The 21,976-nt window shown below is 57.0% G+C and carries 17 protein-coding genes and 3 tRNA genes; 5 read left to right on the plus strand and 15 right to left on the minus strand.

Annotated features, from left to right (window positions below):
• Nucleotides 1-41: 41 nt before the first annotated feature.
• The 9 genes from hflC to nnr form a co-directional block, all read right to left on the minus strand.
• Nucleotides 42-1,046, minus strand: a complete 1,005-nt coding sequence (gene hflC / locus JLG71_RS25265; RefSeq protein WP_004097977.1) for a protease modulator HflC — start codon at nucleotides 1,044-1,046, stop codon at nucleotides 42-44.
• A gap of 2 nt (nucleotides 1,047-1,048) precedes the next feature.
• On the minus strand, nucleotides 1,049-2,305 hold the full coding sequence (gene hflK / locus JLG71_RS25270; protein ID WP_014227623.1) for an FtsH protease activity modulator HflK: 1,257 nt from the start codon (nucleotides 2,303-2,305) through the stop codon (nucleotides 1,049-1,051).
• A gap of 65 nt (nucleotides 2,306-2,370) precedes the next feature.
• Nucleotides 2,371-3,651 carry a ribosome rescue GTPase HflX gene (gene hflX, locus JLG71_RS25275; protein ID WP_004097973.1) on the minus strand — a complete coding sequence of 427 codons (1,281 nt, stop codon included), beginning with the start codon at nucleotides 3,649-3,651 and terminating at the stop codon, nucleotides 2,371-2,373.
• Between the two features lie 75 nt (nucleotides 3,652-3,726).
• Nucleotides 3,727-4,035 (minus strand): RNA chaperone Hfq, encoded by a 309-nt coding sequence (hfq, locus tag JLG71_RS25280; protein ID WP_004097968.1) that lies wholly within the window; start codon nucleotides 4,033-4,035, stop codon nucleotides 3,727-3,729.
• 92 nt (nucleotides 4,036-4,127) lie between these two features.
• Nucleotides 4,128-5,078 carry a tRNA (adenosine(37)-N6)-dimethylallyltransferase MiaA gene (gene miaA / locus JLG71_RS25285; RefSeq protein WP_200913887.1) on the minus strand — a complete coding sequence of 317 codons (951 nt, stop codon included), beginning with the start codon at nucleotides 5,076-5,078 and terminating at the stop codon, nucleotides 4,128-4,130.
• A complete protein-coding gene (mutL, locus tag JLG71_RS25290; RefSeq protein ID WP_049103790.1) occupies nucleotides 5,071-6,960 on the minus strand; it encodes a DNA mismatch repair endonuclease MutL in 1,890 nt (629 codons plus the stop codon). Before mutL ends, miaA begins: the two co-directional genes overlap by 8 nt.
• Before the next feature lie 10 nt (nucleotides 6,961-6,970).
• Complete coding sequence (amiB, locus tag JLG71_RS25295; protein ID WP_014837183.1) at nucleotides 6,971-8,302, minus strand: N-acetylmuramoyl-L-alanine amidase AmiB; 1,332 nt, start codon at nucleotides 8,300-8,302, stop codon at nucleotides 6,971-6,973.
• A 16-nt stretch (nucleotides 8,303-8,318) separates the two neighbouring features.
• A complete protein-coding gene (gene tsaE, locus JLG71_RS25300; RefSeq protein WP_200913888.1) occupies nucleotides 8,319-8,780 on the minus strand; it encodes a tRNA (adenosine(37)-N6)-threonylcarbamoyltransferase complex ATPase subunit type 1 TsaE in 462 nt (153 codons plus the stop codon).
• Nucleotides 8,773-10,284, minus strand: coding sequence for a bifunctional ADP-dependent NAD(P)H-hydrate dehydratase/NAD(P)H-hydrate epimerase (nnr, locus tag JLG71_RS25305; RefSeq protein WP_025107635.1), 1,512 nt, complete (start codon nucleotides 10,282-10,284; stop codon nucleotides 8,773-8,775). The genes tsaE and nnr overlap by 8 nt, the downstream gene beginning before the upstream one ends.
• A 13-nt stretch (nucleotides 10,285-10,297) precedes the next feature.
• Between nnr and queG the strand changes: the two genes are divergently transcribed.
• Nucleotides 10,298-11,437, plus strand: coding sequence for a tRNA epoxyqueuosine(34) reductase QueG (gene queG / locus JLG71_RS25310; protein ID WP_014227617.1), 1,140 nt, complete (start codon nucleotides 10,298-10,300; stop codon nucleotides 11,435-11,437).
• 269 nt (nucleotides 11,438-11,706) lie between these two features.
• Here queG and JLG71_RS25315 read toward each other — a convergent pair.
• The 3 genes from JLG71_RS25315 to JLG71_RS25325 form a co-directional block, all read right to left on the minus strand.
• A tRNA-Gly gene (locus JLG71_RS25315) sits at nucleotides 11,707-11,782 on the minus strand.
• 24 nt (nucleotides 11,783-11,806) lie between these two features.
• Nucleotides 11,807-11,882 (minus strand) — tRNA-Gly (locus tag JLG71_RS25320).
• Nucleotides 11,883-11,907: 25 nt separating this feature from the next.
• Nucleotides 11,908-11,983 (minus strand) — tRNA-Gly (locus JLG71_RS25325).
• 286 nt (nucleotides 11,984-12,269) lie between these two features.
• Between JLG71_RS25325 and JLG71_RS25330 the strand changes: the two genes are divergently transcribed.
• Nucleotides 12,270-13,001, plus strand: coding sequence for an arginine ABC transporter substrate-binding protein (locus JLG71_RS25330; RefSeq protein ID WP_200913889.1), 732 nt, complete (start codon nucleotides 12,270-12,272; stop codon nucleotides 12,999-13,001).
• A gap of 40 nt (nucleotides 13,002-13,041) precedes the next feature.
• On the opposite strand, the gene orn is transcribed toward JLG71_RS25330, so the two are convergent.
• On the minus strand, nucleotides 13,042-13,587 hold the full coding sequence (orn, locus tag JLG71_RS25335) for an oligoribonuclease (RefSeq protein ID WP_122116885.1): 546 nt from the start codon (nucleotides 13,585-13,587) through the stop codon (nucleotides 13,042-13,044).
• Between the two features lie 94 nt (nucleotides 13,588-13,681).
• On the opposite strand from orn, the gene rsgA reads away from it, so the two are divergent.
• The 3 genes from rsgA (at nucleotide 13,682) to mscM (ending at nucleotide 19,148) form a co-directional block, all read left to right on the plus strand.
• A complete protein-coding gene (gene rsgA / locus JLG71_RS25340) occupies nucleotides 13,682-14,743 on the plus strand; it encodes a small ribosomal subunit biogenesis GTPase RsgA (protein WP_004097952.1) in 1,062 nt (353 codons plus the stop codon).
• Between the two features lie 94 nt (nucleotides 14,744-14,837).
• On the plus strand, nucleotides 14,838-15,800 hold the full coding sequence (gene asd / locus JLG71_RS25345) for an archaetidylserine decarboxylase (protein ID WP_048262026.1): 963 nt from the start codon (nucleotides 14,838-14,840) through the stop codon (nucleotides 15,798-15,800).
• A gap of 21 nt (nucleotides 15,801-15,821) precedes the next feature.
• Nucleotides 15,822-19,148 carry a miniconductance mechanosensitive channel MscM gene (gene mscM, locus JLG71_RS25350; RefSeq protein ID WP_200913890.1) on the plus strand — a complete coding sequence of 1,109 codons (3,327 nt, stop codon included), beginning with the start codon at nucleotides 15,822-15,824 and terminating at the stop codon, nucleotides 19,146-19,148.
• 36 nt (nucleotides 19,149-19,184) lie between these two features.
• Here mscM and yjeM read toward each other — a convergent pair whose 3' ends face one another.
• Nucleotides 19,185-20,687 (minus strand): glutamate/gamma-aminobutyrate family transporter YjeM, encoded by a 1,503-nt coding sequence (gene yjeM / locus JLG71_RS25355; RefSeq protein ID WP_046876848.1) that lies wholly within the window; start codon nucleotides 20,685-20,687, stop codon nucleotides 19,185-19,187.
• A 151-nt stretch (nucleotides 20,688-20,838) separates the two neighbouring features.
• Nucleotides 20,839-21,816, minus strand: coding sequence for an elongation factor P--(R)-beta-lysine ligase (gene epmA / locus JLG71_RS25360; RefSeq protein WP_025107640.1), 978 nt, complete (start codon nucleotides 21,814-21,816; stop codon nucleotides 20,839-20,841).
• Between the last annotated feature and the right edge of the window lie 160 nt (nucleotides 21,817-21,976).

Consider the following 21,976-nt stretch of genomic DNA (forward strand, 5'->3'; position numbering starts at 1 on the left):
AAGGCGCCTCAACGGGCGCCTTTTTGCTTACTCATTGCTTATCAGCGGGTCGCTGACGTGGGTGATTTCATATAGCGGAAGAAATCGCTGTCCGGGCTGAGAACCATTACATCCTGATTGCTCTGGAAGCTGTTCTCATACGCACGCAGGCTACGGATAAAGGCATAGAAGCCTGGATCCTGGCTGAATGCATCAGCAAACAGTTTCGCCGATTCAGCATCGCCTTCACCGCGCAGAATACGACCCTGACGCTCGGCTTCCGCCAGCGTTTTGGTCACTTCATAATCCGCGGTCGCGCGCAGTTTTTCAGCTTCTTCCTGACCCTGTGAACGGTGACGACGCGCTACCGCTTCACGCTCGGCGCGCATACGGTTGTAGATCGCTTCAGACACTTCGGCAGGCAGGTTGATCTGTTTAATACGCACGTCGACGACTTCAATACCCAGCGCCGCCATACTGTTCGGGTTGATCACCTGAACCTTACCGTTCGTTTCTGCTTCAACACGCTCCGCCGCTTTAGCAATCGCGTCATCGGCAGCCGGCGTACTGACTTCATCTTCTGTGCCCGCAGAACCTGAGTTCAGCGCATCGCGGACTTCCAGGGTCAGACGGCCGCGGGAGTCGGTCACGATGTCTTTCACATCCAGACGGCCAATTTCAGAACGCAGACGGTCAGAGAATTTACGCTTCAGCAGCACCTCGGCCTGGGAAACGTCACCGCCGCCGGTTGCCAGGTAGTAACGGCTAAAGTCGCTGATGCGCCACTTGATGTAAGAGTCAACAATCAGGTCCTTCTTCTCTTTGGTAACAAAGCGGTCGGCCTGGTTGTCCATCGTCTGGATACGCGCATCAAGCATCTTCACGGATTCAATAAAAGGAATCTTGAAGTGAAGGCCAGGCGCGTACACCAGCGGTTTGTTTTCATCGTCGCGCAGAACTTTACCAAAACGCAGCGTAATGCCGCGCTCGCCCTCTTTGACCACAAAGATGGACATGTAGAGCACCACCAGCACGATGACAATTATCGCGATAACAGATTTACGCATCGTTATTCCCCCTGACGCTGGTAGTCGTTACGCTGCGCGTTGGCGCGGCGTTGGTCCATAATGGTGCCTCCCGTAGAGGTAGAAGCGTTACTGGCGCTGTTTGAGCTGGCTGCAGGCGGCAGACGCAGCAGATCGCTTGCGCCACTGCTATCGCTCTTTGCCGCCGGCGCGCCGGCGCCTTTCAGCATCTGATCCAGAGGCAGAACCATCAGGTTGCTCCCCTTATCGTTAACCAGCACTTTGCGCGTATGGCTCAGCACTTTTTCCATGGTTTCGATATACAGACGCTCGCGGGTAATTTCCGGAGCCGCTTTATACTCAGGCAGAATTTTTGCAAAACGAGCCACTTCACCCTGCGCTTCAAGAACGGTCTGGGTCTTATAGGCGCGAGCCTCTTCAAGGATACGCTGCGCCTGACCGTTAGCCCGCGGCTGGACTTCGTTGGTGTAAGCTTCCGCTTCACGAATGTACTGCTGTTCGTTTTCACGCGCGGCAATCGCATCATCAAACGCGGCTTTTACTTCCTCCGGCGGACGCGCCGTCTGGAAGTTGACGTCGAGCAGGGTGATACCCATGTTGTACGGACGAATGGTCTCTTCCAGCTCGCGCTGGGTATCGCTACGAATGACGGTACGTCCTTCGGTCAGGATACGGTCCATGGTGTATTTACCGATCACGCCACGCAGGGCGCTGTCGGTGGCCTGACGCAGGCTGTCGTCCGCGCTGGTGACGCTAAACAGATAGCGTTCCGGATCGGTCACGCGGTACTGCACGTTCATCTCAACGCGCACGACGTTTTCGTCAGACGTCAGCATGACGCCGGAAGCCGCCAGTTCGCGGACCGACTCAACGTTAACCGCCTGAACGTTATCAATGAAAGTAGGTTTCCAGTTAAGGCCAGGCTCAACCAGATGGCTAAATTTACCAAAGCGAGTGACGACGCCACGTTCAGCTTCTTTAATGGTATAGAAACCGCTGGCTGCCCAGATAATAACCGCAGCGGCGGCAACGATGCCGACGATACGTCCGCCCATTGGCCCGCGAGGTCCCTGAGAGCCGCTACCGCCGCCCAGTCCACCTTTTCCGCCACCCAGGCCGCCAAGTTTTTTACTTAGCTTACGGAAGATATCATCCAGATCGGGAGGTCCCTGCTCGCGACCGCCTTTGTTGCCATTTCCCCCAGAGTTGCCGCCTTGGTTATTGCTGCTTCCCCACGGGTCGCGGTCCTGTCCGTTATTACCGGGCTGATTCCACGCCATGTATATGCTCCATATTTGTTTTTGATATCCCCACAGGGGTCAATATCTTCAGGCAAGCTGCAAGGTCAAATCACGTATTCAACCAGCGCTGGCTCTTGTTTACAGAGGCGACGCCAGTCAACGATCGGCATGCGCACCTGCAGACCAACGCTACCGTCATCCTCCATCCACTCTTTCTCTATCGCCTGAAGCTGATAGAACCGGCTTCTCAACCGACCTTCCTGCGGTGGCAGGCGCAGCGTGTGCTGGGCCACTTCACCAGAAAGCCGTTCCGTCAAAGCCTGAAAAAGCAGCGGTACGCCAACCCCGGTCTGGGCGGAAAGCCAGACCCGAATCGGTTTATTTTCTTCATCCCGATCGATACGCGGCTCAAAATCATCCAGCATGTCGATTTTATTCATGACCAGCAGCGCCGGGATCTCATCAGCTTCGATTTCCGCGAGCACCGTATTCACTGCGTCAATATTTTCCTGCACGCGCACATCGGCAGCATCAATGATATGCAGCAACAGCGTCGCCTGGCGCGTCTCCTGGAGCGTCGCTTTAAACGCGGCCACCAGATCGTGCGGCAGGTGGCGAATAAAGCCTACGGTATCCGCCAGGACGGTTTCGCCGACATCAGGGACATCAATCCGGCGCAGCGTTGGGTCCAGAGTGGCGAACAGCTGGTTCGCAGCATAGACCTCGGCTTCGGTTATCTGATTGAACAACGTGGATTTACCGGCGTTGGTATAACCGACCAGCGACACGGTTGGAATATCGGCTTTGGCGCGTGACCGCCGTCCCTGCTCACGCTGTTTTTCAACTTTTTCCAGTCGCGCCAGGATCTGCATAATACGGTTACGCAGCAAGCGGCGGTCAGTTTCGAGCTGGGTTTCCCCCGGGCCGCGCAAACCAATCCCGCCTTTCTGTCTTTCAAGGTGGGTCCAGCCGCGAACGAGGCGAGTCGCCATGTGGCGCAGCTGCGCCAGCTCGACCTGCAGTTTCCCTTCGTGGGTACGCGCTCGCTGGGCAAAAATATCTAAAATCAGGCCGGTACGATCGATAACCCGACATTCGCATAAGCGCTCCAGGTTTCGTTCCTGTGCCGGACTCAGGGCATGATCGAAGAGCACGACCGATGCACCGGTCGCTTTTACGGCTTCCGCAATTTCGACAGCTTTACCTTCACCAACAAAATACTTCGGGTGCGGTGCTTTACGGCTACCGGTAATCACCTGCATTGCTTCGACACCGGCGGAAGAGGCCAGAGTTTCAAACTCCTGGAGATCTTCCATATCTTTGTCTTGCGAAAAATAGATGTGTACCAGTACCGCCTGCTCACCGGCATCATAACGGTCAAACAAGCGTAAACCCCTTATAAAATACCAGCGGGGAACGCAGAAAACCTGGCTCCCCGACGTGGAAAAACAGCATCTGCCTTATTCGGCGTCTTCGCTGTCTTGCTGCGGCGCAGAAGAACCCTGCGCACCACCACCGTGGTGATAGTTGTTTGTACCGCCGCCAGCATTGTTGCTGTGGTGTGACACCGGGCGAGACGGGACAACAGTAGAAATTGCGTGCTTATAGACCATCTGGCTGACCGTGTTTTTCAACAGGATCACGAACTGATCGAAAGACTCAATTTGCCCTTGCAGCTTAATACCATTCACCAAATAAATAGAAACCGGAACACGTTCCCGACGCAAAGCGTTCAGGAACGGATCTTGTAAAGATTGCCCCTTAGCCATTCTCTCTTTTCCTTATATGTATGCTTGTTTTGTACTCAGAACCTTACGATTCTTAAAAAAATTACGCACGATACCCGTTCAATTGTACACGTTCAGTCCAGGCTAGCACCAACAACCTGTAATACTTTGTTGTACGCTTGTTCAGGTTGTTCACTGTCTAACCAGTGGATACCTTCCCAACCGCGCAGCCAGGTCACCTGACGTTTAGCTAACTGTCTCGTGGCGCAAACACCTCGATAAACCATTTCATCATACGGGATCTCGCCATTTAGGTAAGACCACATCTGGCGATATCCGACACAACGAATGGAAGGCATATCCGTATGCAAATCTCCCCGGGCAAAAAGCGCCCGCACTTCTGCTTCAAAACCTGAAGCCAACATCTGATGAAAACGCTGTTCTATGCGCTGATGGAGCAGTTCACGGCTCGCCGGGGCGATGGCGAACTGGTGCACCTTATACGGCAGAGCATCACCTGACGTTTGCGTCAGCTCCGTTAAAGTTTTACCCGAAATGAAAAAAACTTCCAGTGCTCGGGAAAGTCTTTGCGGATCATTTGGATGAATACGCGCGGCGGCAACCGGATCAATTTCCTGTAGCTGCTGGTGTAACGCGTTCCATCCCTGCTCTGCGGCCTGTTGCTCGATCCTGGCTCTGACCTCAGGGTCAGCCGAGGGTAGAGGCGACAATCCTTCCAACAACGCCTTGAAATACAACATCGTTCCGCCAACCAGTAGCGGAATTCGCCCGGCAGCGACGATATCGGCCATCTCTACCAGCGCATCGCGGCGGAAATCCGCCGCGGAATAAGCCTCGGCCGGGTCAAGAATATCCAGCAGACGATGCGGCGCAGCGCTCAGCTCCGCGGCATCGGGCTTGGCCGTGCCAATGTCCATTCCTCGATAGATGAGGGCTGAATCAACGCTAATCAACTCTACTGGCAAAACTTTACGTAAGGCGATAGCCAATGCGGTTTTACCAGAGGCCGTCGGGCCCATTAAAAATATTGCCTTAGGCAGGCTTGCCTCAGTTACATCACTCATCTTTCAGGGCATTCATCGCCGAATGTAAATCAACAGGTTGTAACAGACCACCCGGCGGCGCTTTAACCAGCTGCGGACATAAGCGTTCTATATCCGCCAGGACGGCAATCGCCTGCGCCATGTTCCACTGCGCATGTTCGCTCGCCAGATTACGCGCCATCCACTGAGCAATATTGCCGACGTCGACGGTTTTTTGCTGCGCCAGGTAGCCTATCAGTTCAGGAATCAAGATTTGTAAATTTTGTTGTCTTAAGGGTAAAGGCACTGCGCGGACCGTCACGTGGTGCGCATCGGACTGGAGTTCAATCCCGACCTCAGCCAGCGCCGACTGCGCCTGCTTGAGCGCGTCTTTTTCCTCGTCGGACACTTTTATCCGCAGCGGGATAAGCAGCGGTTGGGCGCAAACCGCCTCTGCGCCCGGCGTTAGCTGCGCCTGGCGCAGCCAGCGCTCAGCAACCGGCAGAGCCAGCAGCGCTAACTTACCGCCGCGCTCCAGCAGCGCGCAGTCGCTATCGATAATCGTCAGTACGCGGCCAAAGCTTTGGCTATGACCCGACAGGCCTTCCGCTGCCGGTGCGGGAGCCAGGGGTTTGCGCTCCGTGGCCGGCGTATCCAGCAGTTGGCGATAAAGCGCACCCTGCTGTTTTTGATAGCCTGGCTGCGCGTGCGGCCAGGCGGCTCCGCCAGATGAACCCGAGGCGGCGGACTCTCGCGAACCTCCGGTATTAAAACGCGGCGCGGCGGGCTCATCCCGGTAACGGGGAGCGGCGCTTTCACGCGCGACCGCTGGCTGGGCAAAATGATTGCCGCCCGCCGCAATGCGGTTTTCCGGCACCTGCCGCGGCGCGGGCTCATCGCCCTCTTCCGCCAACGGCACCTCCAGCTGCTGCTGCAGGACGCTCAGCACGCCCTGATAGATAAAGTCATGCACCAGGCGCGACTGATGAAAACGCACTTCATGTTTGGCCGGATGGACGTTCACATCCACCTGATGCGGATCTATCTTCAGATACAGCACAAAGGCAGGCTGCTGGTCGGCGCCCAGTTTGTCTTCACAGGCCTGGCGAATCGCGTGATTAATCAGGCGATCGCGCATCATCCGCCCATTGACGTAGCAATACTGAATCTCCGCCAGCGTCGGATTGGTATGTAGCGGATCGGCCACCCAGCCGCTGAGGGTCAGGTCGCCGTGCTGCCACTCAATCGCCAGCGCGTGTTCGAGAAATGGCAAACCGCAGATCGCGCCCAGACGCCGCTCACGCTGGCCGTCCTGCGATACCGCCCGGTACTGGCGCACGGCCTTGCCGTTGTGGCTGAGGTTGATGGTCACGTCGAAGCGCGCCAGCGCAATGCGCCGCACGATCTCGTCGATATGGCCAAACTCGGTTTTCTCGGTGCGCATAAATTTGCGCCGGGCGGGGGTGTTATAAAACAGATCCAGCACTTCCAGCGTTGTTCCCACCGGGTGCGCCGCCGGCTTCACGGTGACCGCCTGATCGCGCCCTTCGGCATAGGCCTGCCAGGCCTCCTGCTGATCTTCGGTACGCGAGGTCAACGTCAGGCGAGCCACTGAGCTAATACTGGCCAGAGCTTCGCCGCGAAAGCCGAGGCTAATGATCGCCTCAAGGTCATCCAGCGAAGCAATTTTACTGGTGGCGTGACGAGCCAGCGCCAGCGCCAGCTCGTCTTTTTTGATGCCGCAGCCGTTATCGCGAATGCGGATTAACTTCGCCCCGCCGCGCTCAATATCAATGTCGATGCGCGTCGCCCCGGCATCGAGGCTATTTTCCACCAGCTCTTTGACCACCGACGCCGGACGTTCCACCACTTCACCTGCGGCAATCTGGTTGGCGAGCTGCGGCGGTAGAACCTGAATCGGCATGGCCGTCTCCTTAATTTAACAACGTCCCGTCTGACGAACCTGCGCTGGCAGTCTGCGCGGCTGCCCCGCGCGGCGCGGATTGCAGAGGATGCTGCATAAAGTAGTTACGCAGGCCGTTATAAATCGCCTCTGCGACCTGCTGCTGATAAGCATCGCTACCCAGCAGCCGCTCTTCGCCGGTATTACTGATAAAACCCGTTTCCACCAGGATCGACGGGATATCCGGCGAACGCAGTACGCCGAGGCTGGCATGCTCAGGGCGACGCTTATGTAAATCGCCGATCCGCTGCAGCTGGCTCAGCACATTGGTCGCCACATCATACCCGACGCGCTGGGAATGGCCGAACTGTAAATCCAGCACCGCCTGGCTCAGGTAAGGGTCCGACTGGCTGTTGGCCAGTACATCGCCCGCGCCGCCCAGCAGTTCTGACTGTTTCTCATGCTGCTCGAGCCAGCCGGCCATTTCGCTGTTCGCGCGACGGTTGGAAAGCACCCAAACCGAAGCCCCGGTAGCATCGCGATTCGGCGCAGCGTCGGCGTGAATCGAGACAAGGAAATTGGCGTTTTGCTTACGTGCGACGTCAGAACGCCCCATGACGGAAATGAAATAATCGCCGTCGCGCGTTAGCACGGGCCTGAACTGCGGATCGGCATTCAGCAGCGCGCGGAGCTTACGCGCAATCGCTATGGTCACATTCTTTTCTTTCGTGCCGTTCGGACCAATGGCTCCCGGATCCTGGCCGCCGTGGCCGGCGTCAATGGCGATAATCACTTTATCGTCACCGGAAACGGTACGCGCCGCAGGACGCGTTACGCTACTGGTGCTGGTCACCGCGGTAAGCCGGTCGTTATCGGCTTTAAACGGGTTGCGCGCGGGTTCGCTCGGACGCACGGGCTGCGCCACGGGCCTTTCCGCCTGTCTAACCACCACTGGCTGAGGTGGAGGCGGAGGCGGCGCGTCGGCGTTAATCGTAAACACCACGGTGTAGTTAGAGCCGTTCTGCTGTTTCACCGCGCGGGTTTTGCCATCGGCGGTGAGATCCACCAGCAGGCGCAGCGACTGCGTATCCTGCGGCGTCCCGGAACGAATGCTTTTTACCAGATTATTGCCGCTAAACTGCAGCGGTAGCCCCTGGAGTACGCCAGTCTGTTTAATATCCAGCGCCACGATGCGTTTGCCCTGGGGGCTAAACGAATATTCAGGTTCGCCGATAAAGCTAATGGTAATACGGGCCTGCCGATCGCCATTTGAGACCTGGATATCGGATAAACTTGCCGCAGTGGCCTGAATGCTGAACAGCATCAGTGCGGCGGCCAGCCAACTGGTTAAGCGATACATCATCCCGTCGTCCTTCAGGCTAATTAGCCAAACGCACCAATAAAGACTCACCCAATGAGGAGACCGCGGTTACGCGCGCCTCACGCCCTTGTGCCTGATACTCAAGGTGAATTTCAACATCCGGGTCCGGCAGTACTCCCGTGCCCTGCTGAGGCCATTCCACCAGGCAGATAGCATCGTCAGTAAAATAATCGCGGATCCCCATAAACTCGAGTTCCTCAGGATCCGCCAGGCGATAAAGATCGAAGTGATAGACCATCAAATTATCGAGACTGTATGGCTCGACGAGGGTGTAGGTTGGGCTTTTAACGTTGCCACGGTGACCGAGAGCCTGAAGGAAACCGCGGCTAAAGGTGGTCTTACCCGCCCCTAAATCGCCATACAAATAGATGACCGTCGCGCCAGCGCATGCCTGCGCGACGCGGTTGCCAAGGCTTAAAGTCGCCTGCTCATCGGGTAAAGGAATCACTCGGTTAATCATGGTCTACGTCAATCACATCCGGGTTAACAACACGCCTGAGCGTGAAAAAAAGATCGGTCGCCAGCATTCCGCGGGTGCCGTGTCTCGCCGCCAGCCGATCGGCGGCTTCGCCATGAGCAACGCATCCGGCGCAGGCAGCATCATACGGCGTCAGGCGCTGGCCTAACAACGCAGCGATAATACCGGTAAGCACATCGCCCATCCCGCCGCTGGCCATCCCAGCGTTACCGGCGTCGATAATAGCCATTTCGCCCGTTTCGCTCGCCACGATCGTACCTGCACCTTTCAGCACCACGATGCCACCATAACGTTTTACCAGACGTTGTGCAGAATGTAAGCGATCGCTTTCAATTTCTGCCACACTCACGTTCAGCAGGCGGGCGGCTTCGCCGGGATGCGGCGTCAGCACGCGATTGTGACGTTTATCGGGATTGATTGCCAGCAGGTTCAGCGCATCCGCATCCCAGACCATCGGTTTGCGAAAATTCTCCGCCTGGCGTAGCGCATTTTTACCCCACTCGCCCTGCCCCAGACCCGGCCCAATCGCAATGACATCCGCCCAGTGCAGACTCTCTTCGAGAGAACGGGACGTCAGCTCATGGACCATCAGCTCCGGTCTGGCGGTCAGAATGGGGGCAATGTTGTCCCGGTGAGTCAGTACTCGCACCAGCCCGGCGCCCGCGCGCAGCGCCGCTTCACCGCTCATTCGTATGGCGCCCGCCGTCCCCGGTTCGCCGCCAATAATCACCAGCTTACCGTGGTCGCCTTTGTGCGAGGTTGGACGCCGCGGCGGCAGCCAGCCGGGGAGCTGCGAGGCATCGAAGCGACTGAGCGCCGTCGTTTGGCCTGCCAGCCAACCCTCAAGCCCCAGGGCGTGGTGATGCAAACGGCCAACGACATCGCGGGCTTTTCCGGTCAGCAGCCCCGGCTTAAGCGCGATAAAGGTGATGGTATGAGCGGCATGGATAACCGCGCCCGGCGTCGTCCCCGTTTGCGCATTCAGGCCGGAGGGGATATCCAGCGCCACAACCGCAGCCGGATGGGCATTTGCCCGCGCGATCAGCGCCGCAACGTTTTCCCGGGGCGCGCTCTGTAACCCGGTACCGAGCAGGCCGTCAATAATCAGCGTGATATCTTCCGGCCAGGGAATGCTGGCAGCATGAATCGTGCCGCCGGCGTTGAGCCACTCCTCACGCGCGAGGCTGGCCTCTTCCGGCAGCGGCTTCTCGCTCTCCAGCGCCAGCAGCGTGACCTGAATGCCTCGCGACTGTGCCAGGCGAGCCACCACGTAGCCGTCGCCGCCGTTATTACCGTGGCCGCAGAGAATCAGCCAGTGCTGGCTTTCAGGATACTGGACGCGCGCAAGCTCAAAAGCCGCTTCGCCCGCACGACGCATCAGTTCATACAACGTCAGCCCAAGGGCATCCGCCGCCTCTTTTTCCGCTCGCCGTAGCGCCTCCGCCGACCAGATGATATGTGGTATACTCCCGGTGTTTTTCGTCATCGTATGGTCCATCATGTCACAGCCCCTCGATCTCAATCAGTTAGCGCAGCAAATCAAACAATGGGGCACAGAGTTGGGGTTCCAGCAGGTCGGTATTACCGATACCGATCTCAGCGCCAGCGAACCTAAACTGCAGGCGTGGCTGGATAAACAATACCACGGCGAAATGGCGTGGATGGCGCGTCATGGCATGATGCGCGCGCGCCCCCATGAGCTCCAGCCCGGTACCCTGCGCGTGATTAGCGTGAGAATGAACTACCTGCCCGCTAATGCCGCTTTCGCCCGTACCCTGAAAGACCCCGCGGTGGGTTACGTTAGCCGTTACGCCCTCGGACGGGACTATCACAAGCTATTACGTCATCGCCTGAAAAAATTAGGTGAGATGATTCAGGGACAGTGTGCTTCGCTCAATTTTAGACCTTTTGTCGATTCCGCGCCGATTCTTGAACGCCCTTTAGCCGAAAAAGCGGGGCTGGGATGGACAGGTAAGCACTCGCTCATCCTTAGTCGCGATGCCGGCTCGTTCTTTTTCCTCGGTGAACTGCTTATCGATCTCCCTCTTCCCATTGACCAGCCCGTCAAGGAAGAGTGCGGCCGCTGCGTTGCCTGCATGACCATCTGCCCAACCGGCGCCATCGTCGAGCCCTATACCGTCGATGCCCGGCGCTGTATTTCCTATCTGACTATCGAACTGGAAGGCGCTATTCCGGAAGAGTTTCGTCCGCTGATCGGCAACCGCATATACGGCTGCGATGACTGCCAGCTGATTTGCCCGTGGAACCGCTTCGCGCAGCTCACCGATGAAGAGGATTTCAGCCCGCGCAAGGCGCTACACGCCCCGGCGCTTATTGAGCTGTTCGCCTGGAGCGAACCCTGGTTTTTAAAAGTGACGGAAGGTTCGGCCATTCGCCGTATTGGTCATCTGCGCTGGCTGCGTAATATCGCCGTCGCGTTGGGCAACGCGCCCTGGGATGAAGCGAACCTGAAGGCGCTGGAAAGCCGCAGGGGTGAGCACCCGCTTCTCGACGAACATATCGAGTGGGCGATGGCGCAGCAAATTGAAAAGAGAAATGCCAATGTGGTTGAGGTGCAGTTACCCAAAAAGCTGCGTCTGGTCAGGGTGGTTGAAAAAGGGCTACCGCGCGACGCCTGATTCATTCACAGGGTGTGAATAAAAATAAAAACACATTGCGTTTCAAGGGGCAGACGTTCGTCAAGTGATCGGATTAACACTTTGAAATGAAATTTAACTGTTACATTTCAATTAGATATAAGAATACTATTTACATGGTGAAGTAATTTTCTGAGAGAGGACGAAAGGTTAAGCTGTGGATAACTCTGTTCACAGTATTTTCAGGGCCGCGCGAAAATCATCACCGGCGCGTGCTTGCGCTGTGGATAAACTGGGTATGAGAAGAAATTTGGAGCGGGAAACGAGACTCGAACTCGCGACCCCGACCTTGGCAAGGTCGTGCTCTACCAACTGAGCTATTCCCGCTTGGGTGTGGTAACTTTCAAATTTTGGAGCGGGAAACGAGACTCGAACTCGCGACCCCGACCTTGGCAAGGTCGTGCTCTACCAACTGAGCTATTCCCGCTTGGGTGTGGTAACTTTCAAATTTTTGGAGCGGGAAACGAGACTCGAACTCGCGACCCCGACCTTGGCAAGGTCGTGCTCTACCAACTGAGCTATTCCCGCATACTTCTGGCCATATTTCTATGGCGTCGTGATTTGCATTTCTGCTTCGTCACGGGAGGCGCATTATACGAGAATTCGATTTACCTGCAACCCCCCTGAGCGCAATTTTTTTCGTTTTTGGTTTAAGTGACCACTTTATCACCACACACCGGCCTGAATTGTCTAAATAACCAGCAAATGCGGCAAAATCACTTTTTCCGGGCCCGCTAAAGGCGCAAAATCGCTCAAGTTTATAGGCGGATATCGCCCGCTGACGGTCAACAACGATGACAACCAGGGAAATAAAATGAAAAAAGCGCTTACCGTCCTGCTGCTGGCCACGCTTGCCACAGGAACAGCATCGGCAACAACGCTACATTTTGGGACAACGACGGCCAATCCGCCGTATGAAACCGTCAATGGTAAAAATCAGCCCACGGGTTTTGATATCGACCTGGCCAACGCGCTGTGCAGGCAGATGCAGGTCGAATGCAAATTCACTCCCCAGGGGTTCGATACCCTCATCCCGGCGCTGCGCTTTAAGAAATTCGACGCCGTGATTGCCGGTATCGAAGTGATTCCGATGCGAGAAAAGCAGGTTGCGTTCAGCCATCCCTATCGTCAGGCGCTGTCCGGCGTAGTTGTCACAGCGAAAGACGCCGCCCATACCTTTGCCGATCTGAAGGATAAAAAAATCGGCGTCGTGAAAGGCACCCTTCATCAGCACTATCTGCGGGACAAACAAAAAGCCGTGCATGCGGTGCCTTACGACAGCGACGAAAGCGCCCTGAGCGCGCTGAAAGAAGGCGTGATTAGCGGCGTGATGGGCGATCAGGAGACGTTAACGAAATGGCTCCAGGATAACCCCGACTACGCCATGATGGACGAACGCGCCACGGATCCCGGCTACTACGGTAAGCAGTACGCCATTGCGGTACGTAAAGACGATCCTGAGCTGCTGAATAACATCAATGCCGCTCTGGATGTCGTAAAAGCCTCGCCGGAGTTCCAGGCCATGGAACTGAAGTGGTTTAAATAGTCGGGGGTATGACCGGGGAGTGTTGGCCCCGGCACGGGCGTTAAAGCTTAATAAAGTGTTCGCGATAGTAGGCCAGTTCCGCGACCGATTCGCGAATATCGTCCATCGCCTGATGGGTTCCTTGTTTCTTAAAGCCGTCGAGAATTTCCGGCCTCCAGCGACGAGCCAGCTCTTTCAGCGTGCTGACGTCCAGATAACGGTAGTGGAAATACGCTTCCAGCTCAGGCATATATTTAAACAAGAAGCGGCGATCCTGGCCGATGCTATTGCCGCAGATCGGCGACTTACCTGCCGGTACCCACTTTTTGAGGAATTCGATAGTCGCCAGTTCGGCTTCACGATCGCCCTGGGTACTCGCCTTCACCCGCTCCACCAGCCCGCTGCCGGTATGGGTACGCACGTTCCACTCGTCCATCAACGCCAGCTGCGCGTCTGACTGGTGCACCGCAATGGTCGGCCCTTCCGCCAGAATGTTCAGATTCGCGTCGGTCACCAGGGTGGCGATTTCGATGATGCGATCGCGCTCCGGATCCAGCCCCGTCATTTCAAGATCGATCCAAATCAGGTTGTTTTCATCTGCACTCATGTTATTTTCCACCCTTCTTACGTCACTATATTCATCTAAAATAGCGTGTATCATAGAGGTTTTGCCCGTACAGGGCGACCAGGAGCCAGTTCGATTGAGTAAAAATAAACTCTCCAAAGGCCAACAGCGCCGCGTGAAGGCCAACCACCAGCGCCGCCTGAAAACGACTTCGGAGAAGGCCGATTTTGATGACAACCTGTTCGGTGAGAAATCCGAAGGGACCGTCATTAGCCGCTTTGGCATGCATGCCGATGTCGAATCCGCCGACGGTAGCGTCCACCGTTGCAACATACGCCGCACTATCCGTTCGCTGGTCACCGGCGATCGCGTGGTCTGGCGGCCTGGCAAAAGCGAAGCTGACGGCGTCAACGTCAAGGGCATCGTCGAGGCCGTCCATGAACGGACCTCCGTACTGACGCGTCCGGATTTCTACGACGGCGTCAAACCCATCGCCGCCAATATCAATCAGATTGTCATTGTTTCCGCGATCTTGCCTGAGCTTTCTCCGAATATTATCGACCGCTACCTCGTGGCCTGCGAAACGCTGAACGTTGAGCCGCTGATCGTGCTCAATAAGATCGACCTGCTGGATCAGGCGAGCATGGACTTCGTCAACGAGCAAATGGACATCTATCGCCATATTGGTTACCGCGTACTGATGGTCTCCAGCCGCACGCAGGATGGCCTGAAGCCGCTTGAAGAGGCGCTCACCGATCGTATCAGTATCTTTGCCGGGCAGTCAGGGGTAGGCAAATCCAGCCTGCTGAACGCGCTGCTGGGCCTGCATGATGACCAAATCCTCACCAATGACGTTTCGGATGTCTCCGGACTGGGGCAGCACACCACCACGGCCGCGCGCCTGTACCACTTCCCGCACGGCGGCGATGTGATTGACTCGCCTGGCGTACGCGAGTTCGGCCTGTGGCATCTCGACGCGGAACAAATCACCCACGGCTTTGTCGAATTCCATGATTATTTAGGCCGGTGCAAATACCGCGACTGCAAACACGACAATGACCCGGGCTGCGCCATTCGCGAAGCGGTGGAGAAAGGCGAAATCGCCGAAAGCCGGTTTGAAAACTACCATCGCATTCTGGAAAGCATGGCGCAGGTACAGGTAAAAACGCGTAAAAGCTTTTCATCAACCGATGACTGACATTTAAGCTGAGCATCGTTAGAATCGTCCCCCTTTTTTCAGGCTCCGCTGCTCCGCGGGGCCAGGAACGACAAATAATGGCCTGGAGGCTACCTTGTTAAACGATCTTAAACTTTCACTGCAATACATTCTGCCTAAACTGTGGCTCACCCGCCTCGCAGGCTGGGGTGCACGCAAACGAGCAGGCTGGCTGACAAAACTGGTCATCGATCTGTTCGTGAAATATTACAAGGTCGATATGAAAGAGGCGCAAAAGCCTGACACCGCCAGCTACCGTACCTTTAACGACTTCTTCGTTCGCCCGCTGCGCGACGACGTCCGTCCGTTAAACACCGACCCGAGCGTGCTGGTAATGCCCGCCGACGGCGTCATCAGCCAACTGGGCGCCATTGAAGACGACAAAATTTTGCAGGCTAAAGGCCATAACTACAGCCTGGAAGCGCTGCTGGCCGGTAACTACCAGATGGCTGACCTGTTCCGTAACGGTAGCTTCGTTACCACCTATCTTTCGCCGCGCGATTACCACCGCGTGCATATGCCGTGCAACGGTATTCTGCGCGAAATGATCTACGTGCCGGGGGATCTGTTTTCCGTAAACCATCTGACCGCGCAAAACGTGCCGAATCTTTTTGCCCGCAACGAGCGCGTCATCTGCCTGTTCGATACTGAGTTTGGCCCTATGGTGCAAATCCTCGTCGGCGCCACCATCGTCGGCAGCATCGAAACCGTGTGGTCCGGTACCGTCACGCCGCCGCGCGAAGGCATCATTAAGCGCTGGACCTGGCCTGCTGGCGATAGCGAAGGCTCCGTCGCCCTGCTGAAAGGCCAGGAGATGGGCCGCTTTAAGCTGGGCTCCACGGTGATTAACCTGTTTGCTCCGGGCCAGGTGAAGCTGGTTGAGCAGTTACAAAGCCTGTCGGTGACCAAAATAGGCCAGCCGCTGGCGCTCGCGCCTGAAGCCGCGGCGCCGGTAGAGCCCGCGCCGCTGGCGGAAGAAGAAGTCCGCGCTGAACACGCCGCCAGCCCGCTGGTTGACGATAAACAAGACGAAGGTTAATTCCTGAAAAAAGGTTACGCCGTGCGCCTGATATACACTTTCCTGTTGGCCTGGTGCCTCAGTTTTGGGGCGTACGCAGCGACAGCCCCGGATGCTAAACAGATAGCCCAGGAGCTGGAACAGGCGAAGGCGGCAAAGCCCGCCCAGCCTGAAACCGTTGAAGTTCTGCAATCTGCCCTGAACGCCATTGAGGAGCGTAATGCTTCCCTTGAGCGCGCCCGCCAGTACCAGGACGTTATCGATAACTTCCCCAAACTGTCGCAAAACCTGCGCGCGCAGCTCAACAATCTCAGCGATGAGCCGCGCCAGGTCTCCACTACACTCTCCTCCGATGCCCTGAACCAGGAGATTCTCCAGGTCAGCAGCCAGCTGCTGGAAGCCAGTCGTAAAGCCCAGCAGGAGCAGGATCGCGCCCGCGACATCGCCGACTCCCTCAACCAGCTGCCGCAGCAGCAGAGCGATGCCCGCCGCCAGCTGAATGAGGTTGAACGCCGGGTCGGCGCGCAAAGCAGCAATACCCCGCTGGCACAGGCGCAAAATCTTGGTCTGCAGGCGGAGTCCGCGCGGCTGAAAGCGCTGGTCGATGAGCTGGATCTGGCGCAGCTTTCCGCCAATAACCGCCAGGAGCTCTCACGGTTGCGATCCGAGCTGGCGCAGAAAGAGAGCGAGCAGCTCGACGCCTGGCTACAGGCGCTGAGAAATCAGCTCAATAACCAACGGCAGCGCGAGGCGGAGAAAGCGCTGGAAAGCACCGAACTGCTGGCGGAAAACAGCGAAAATCTGCCGCCGGATATCGTGGCGCAGTTTAAAGTTAACCGCGAGCTGTCGCAGGCGCTTAACCAGCAGGCGCAGCGGATGGATTTGATCGCCTCGCAGCAGCGCCAGGCGACCAATCAGACCCTCCAGGTGCGTCAGGCGTTAAACACCCTGCGCGAGCAGTCCCAGTGGCTGGGCTCTTCCAATCTGCTTGGCGAAGCCCTGCGCGCGCAGGTGGCGCGGCTGCCGGAAATCCCGCGGCCGCAGCAGTTGGATACCGAAATGGCGCAGCTGCGCGTGCAGCGTTTACGCTATGAAGATCAGCTCGGCAAACAGCCGCAGCTAAGACAAATTCGTCAGGCCAGCGGTGAACCGCTCACCGCGGAACAGACCCGTATTCTGCAGGCCCAGATGCGCACGCAGACCGAGCTGCTCAACTCCCTGCTGCGCGGCGGCGATACGCTTATGCTCGAACTGACCAAGCTGAAGGTCGCCAACGGTCAGCTAGAGGATGCGCTTAAAGAGATCAACGAAGCGACCCACCGCTATCTGTTCTGGACCTCGGACGTCAGCCCAATCGGCTTCTCATGGCCGCTGGAGATCGTTCAGGATCTCCGCCGCCTGATCTCGCTCGATACCATGAGCCAGCTCGGTAAGGCCAGCATGATGATGCTGACCAGTAAAGAGACCCTGCTGCCGCTCTTCGTCGCGCTCATTCTGGTGGGGTTCAGTATTAGCTCACGCCGCCATTTCACCAGCTTCCTTGAGCGCTCCAGCGCGCGCGTCGGTAAGGTTACGCAGGATCACTTCTGGCTCACCCTGCGCACGGTGTTCTGGTCCATACTGGTGGCCTCGCCGCTGCCGGTGCTGTGGATGACGCTGGGCTACGGGCTGCAGGCCGCCTGGCCTTTCCCGCTGGCCGTAGCGATTGGCGATAGCGTCACCGCCACGGTACCGCTGCTGTGGGTCGTGATGATTTGCGCCACGTTCGCCCGCCCTAACGGCCTGTTTATCGCCCACTTTGGCTGGCCGCGCAGCCGCGTCAGCAAAGCGATGCGCTACTACCTGATGAGCATCGGGCTGATCGTGCCGCTGATTATGGCGCTGATTACTTTCGATAACCTCAACGATCGCGAGTTCTCCGCCTCGCTGGGCCGCCTCTGCTTTATGCTGATTTGCGGCGCGCTGGCGATGGTGACCCTGAGCCTGAAACGCGCCGGCATTCCGCTGTATCTCGACAAAGAAGGCAGCGGCGACAATATGCTGAACCGGCTGCTGTGGAATATGCTGCTCGGCGCGCCGCTGATAGCGATGCTGGCGGCGGCGATCGGCTATCTCGCCACGTCGCAGGCGCTGCTCGCCAGGCTTGAAACCTCGGTCGCCATCTGGTTCCTGCTGCTGGTGGTTTATCACATCATACGCCGCTGGATGCTGATCCAGCGGCGCCGCCTGGCGTTCGATCGCGCGAAGCACCGCCGGGCGGAGATCCTCGCCCAGCGCGCCCGCGGCGAAGAGGAAGTCCAGCATACCAGCAGCCCGGAAGGTTCGATGGAAGCTGAGGTCAGCGAGGTCGATCTTGATGCCATCAGTACCCAGTCGTTGCGTCTGGTGCGCTCCCTGCTGATGCTGATCGCGCTGGTGTCGGTTATCGTGCTGTGGTCAGAAATCCACTCCGCGTTTGGCTTCCTGGAGAATATCTCGCTGTGGGACGTCACCTCCACGGTACAGGGCGTTGAGAGCCTGGAGCCGATTACCCTCGGCGCGGTGCTGATAGCCATCCTGGTGCTGATTATTACTACCCAGCTGGTGCGCAACCTGCCCGCGCTGCTGGAGCTGGCCATCCTCCAGCATCTGGAACTGACGCCGGGCACCGGCTACGCCATCACCACCATCACTAAGTATCTGCTGATGCTGATCGGCGGTCTGGTCGGCTTCTCGATGATTGGGATTGAGTGGTCCAAGCTGCAGTGGCTTATTGCCGCGCTCGGTGTGGGTCTCGGTTTTGGCCTGCAGGAGATCTTCGCCAACTTTATCTCGGGCCTGATTATCCTGTTTGAGAAACCGATCCGCATTGGCGATACGGTCACCATTCGCGATCTCACCGGCAGCGTGACGCGTATTAATACCCGCGCCACCACCATCAGCGACTGGGACCGTAAAGAGATTATCGTACCGAACAAGGCGTTCATCACCGAACAGTTCATCAACTGGTCGCTGTCGGATTCCGTGACCCGCGTGGTGCTAACGGTGCCTGCTCCGGTAGATGCCGATACCGAAGAGGTGGCGCAGATCCTGTTAAATGCCGCGCACCGCTGTTCATTGGTTATCGATACCCCGGCGCCGGAAGCGTTCCTCGTTGATCTGCAGCAGGGGATCCAGATTTTCGAGCTGCGTATCTACGCCGCCGAAATGGGTCACCGGATGCCGCTGCGCCACGAGATGCACCAGCTGATTCTGGCCGGATTCCGCGAGCACGGTATCGATATGCCGTTCCCGCCGTTCCAGATGCGCCTGGAGAGCATCGATGGCAGAAAAAGCAGCAGGGCGCTGACCTCGGCAGGGAAAACCAGCCGCACGCCCGGCAGCCTGTAAGAACGGCCTTGCCTGAACGCAGGCAAGGCCAGCGTTTTAGCTCTCCTCGACCATCAGCTGCACCGCCGTACGCCGGCGGTAATTCTCATAGATCCCCAGCGCCAGCAGCGAAAAGAAAGCCGGTCCGCCGACCATCCACAGCGCGCTGCTCCAGTCACCCGCTTCCATCACCGGCTCAATCACGGTAAAGATATTGGCAAATGCCACCACCAGTACCACAACGGCGGTCGCCAGCAGCGTCGAGCCGCGGTGTTTAAAAATCACAAAGGGGCGATCGAGATCCTGCTTCGCCTTAAAAAAAGGAAATGCCAGCGTTAAAAACAGATACGGCAGCGTCATAGAGACATTCGCCATCAGCGTCAGTTTGTTATAAAACGCCGACGCGGTATCGCCCCCAAAGGAAACCAGCAGAATAAACACGCTCACCAGCAGGCACTGCCACCACATGGCGTTCGCCGGCATACCGTTAGCGTTAATTCGCGTCATTGCTGAAGGCCAGAGCGCTTTTGGCGTGCCCTGAATAATCGCCTTTAACGGCGAGTAGCTCAGGGTAAAGAAAGCGCCGGTATAAGCGAGGAACATGGCGAGTCCGGTGATTCTGGCAAACCATAATCCGCTCAGGGCGGCGACGGCGGGCGGCAGATGCATCGCATTAGCCAGGGTGGCGCCAAGGCGGGTCATCAGCACGTAGGTGATATTACCGAGGTTCGTGGAAGGGTTGCTCAATACCTGCTGCCAGTTGGCGCTCACGCCCCACAGAACAATCGCCAGCGAATAGCCAACAGAAATGACGACCGCCGCGATAACAATGCCTTTGGCAAAATTCTTTTCCGGCTGCTCGGTTTTATCCACCAGACCGCCAACCGCTTCGATTCCGCCGTAGGCAAAGATGGCAAAAACCACGAACGATAGCATCGCCAGACCGGACTGATAGCCTGGATTAGGCGAGGCCGTGAAATCCAATGGTTGGGCAAAATGGCCGCCGTTGAGCAGTAAAATCACCAGGCTCACCAGCAGCAGGACCAGATTAAGGCCCATGACCGCGATCCCGCCGACGGCGGTAATTTTGGCGATTTTGTGCATGCCTTTTACCGCGACAAAGGTCACCAGCAGCATCCAGCACGCGGCAAGAATACCGACCGTTTGCGTGGAGGTCAGTCCGGCCAGCGCCCAGGATTGCGTTTTATCCGCGCCGAATAAGAATGTGGAAAACGGCACCCAAATTTTAGCCGCCGTGCTGACCATCCAGACCACATAGGATGAAAACCACATAAAGGCCCCCATAAACGCAAAGCGCGGGCCGACGCTATGATTCATCCATGAATAGATCCCGCCCTCCTCCTTACGATAGGCCGCTCCCATCTCCGCCATCATTAGCGCAAAAGGGATAAAGAAAAACAGAGCGGAGAAGAGATAAAACGGCATCGCGCTGTAGCCCATCAGGTAGAACGCAGAGGGGCTGTTTGCAAAACCAAATACCGAGGTGAAGATCATTAATATCAGCCCAATCAGGCTCATCTTCTTTATTTGCTGGTGCATAAATCTATCCAAACGCGGTATCGCGGCAGAGGATGCCGGATAGCCAAAAAAAATGAGCGCGGATAGTAGCAAAAACCCAAACGGTTCTTGTGGGTATTAGGGCTAAAAGGCGGGCTTCCCTTCCATCATCGAAAGGGAAGCTGAGAGAGGATCAGGCGCGGTCGACGGTGAAAGAGAGAACCTCACCGATGCTTTCTGCCCCCAGGGCCAGCATCACGACGCGGTCAACGCCCAGCGCCACGCCGGAACAATCCGGCAGCCCGGCTTCGAGAGCGGCCAGCAGATGACGATCGATTGGCTGCTGCGGCAGGCCGCGAGCGGCGCGCTTGCGGTTATCCTGCTCAAAACGCTGCTGCTGTTCGCGCGCATCGGTCAGCTCATGAAAACCGTTCGCCAGCTCAATGCCTTTGTAATAGACCTCGAAACGTTCCGCCACGCGGTGATCTTCGGTGCTGATTTGCGCCAGCGACGCCTGGCTTGCCGGGAAGTGATAAATAAACGTCGGACGATCTTTACCGATGTGCGGCTCGACGCCCATGGTAAAAAGTAGCTGAAGCAGCGTATCCCGGTCCTCTTCCGTATCGGCGATATTGCTCAGATCCAGCTTCGCCGCCACTTCACGCAGCTGCGTTTTATCCGCCGACAGCGGATCGATTTCCAGATGACGCTGGAAGGCTTGCTGATAGGAGAGGCTTTCGGCTGGCTGGCAGTCGAGGACCTGCTGGAGCAGATCGTCCACTTCATTGATCAGCCGGTACATGTCATAGCACGGACGATACCACTCCAGCATGGTGAATTCCGGGTTATGGTGGCGCCCCATCTCTTCATTGCGGAAGCTACGGCACAGCTGAAAGACCGGGCCGCAGCCGGCCGCCAGCAGGCGCTTCATGTGATACTCCGGGCTGGTCATCAGGTACAGGTTCAGCCCCTGAGAATGACCAGGACCGACGAAACGCGTCTCAAACGGGACCATATGAATATCCGTCACCGTCGCCTGACTCATGCAGGGCGTCTCCACCTCCAGCACGCCGCGGTCGGTAAAGAAACGGCGAATTTCCGCCATGACCGCTGCACGTTTTAATAGATTTGGAATGGATGCGCTCGGCTGCCAGGTTGCCGTTTCGCTCATGGTACGTTCTCCGATTTGAAACAAGGGCACGAAGTCTACTCGTAACTGGCGGATGAAACAAATTTTGTGCGAATACGTAAACGCGTTACATACACTTAATTTATTGATAACCCAAAAACATAAAGCAATGAGATAAACGACCGCACAGAACGATAAAAAA

Origin of the sequence: Klebsiella michiganensis (genome assembly GCF_015139575.1) — a bacterium.
GTDB classification, from domain to species: domain Bacteria; phylum Pseudomonadota; class Gammaproteobacteria; order Enterobacterales; family Enterobacteriaceae; genus Klebsiella; species Klebsiella michiganensis.

Excerpts from the sequence above, each read along its gene's own strand:
- nnr (WP_025107635.1), bottom strand. The coding sequence starts at position 10,284 with ATGACGAAAAACACCGGGAGTATACCACATATCATCTGGTCGGCGGAG.
- miaA (WP_200913887.1), bottom strand. The coding sequence starts at position 5,078 with ATGAGTGATGTAACTGAGGCAAGCCTGCCTAAGGCAATATTTTTAATG.
- hflC (WP_004097977.1), bottom strand. The coding sequence starts at position 1,046 with ATGCGTAAATCTGTTATCGCGATAATTGTCATCGTGCTGGTGGTGCTC.
- orn (WP_122116885.1), bottom strand. The coding sequence starts at position 13,587 with ATGAGTGCAGATGAAAACAACCTGATTTGGATCGATCTTGAAATGACG.
- epmA (WP_025107640.1), bottom strand. The coding sequence starts at position 21,816 with ATGAGCGAAACGGCAACCTGGCAGCCGAGCGCATCCATTCCAAATCTA.
- mutL (WP_049103790.1), bottom strand. The coding sequence starts at position 6,960 with ATGCCGATTCAGGTTCTACCGCCGCAGCTCGCCAACCAGATTGCCGCA.
- queG (WP_014227617.1), top strand. The coding sequence starts at position 10,298 with ATGTCACAGCCCCTCGATCTCAATCAGTTAGCGCAGCAAATCAAACAA.
- JLG71_RS25330 (WP_200913889.1), top strand. The coding sequence starts at position 12,270 with ATGAAAAAAGCGCTTACCGTCCTGCTGCTGGCCACGCTTGCCACAGGA.
- hfq (WP_004097968.1), bottom strand. The coding sequence starts at position 4,035 with ATGGCTAAGGGGCAATCTTTACAAGATCCGTTCCTGAACGCTTTGCGT.
- hflK (WP_014227623.1), bottom strand. The coding sequence starts at position 2,305 with ATGGCGTGGAATCAGCCCGGTAATAACGGACAGGACCGCGACCCGTGG.
- amiB (WP_014837183.1), bottom strand. The coding sequence starts at position 8,302 with ATGATGTATCGCTTAACCAGTTGGCTGGCCGCCGCACTGATGCTGTTC.
- yjeM (WP_046876848.1), bottom strand. The coding sequence starts at position 20,687 with ATGCACCAGCAAATAAAGAAGATGAGCCTGATTGGGCTGATATTAATG.
- tsaE (WP_200913888.1), bottom strand. The coding sequence starts at position 8,780 with ATGATTAACCGAGTGATTCCTTTACCCGATGAGCAGGCGACTTTAAGC.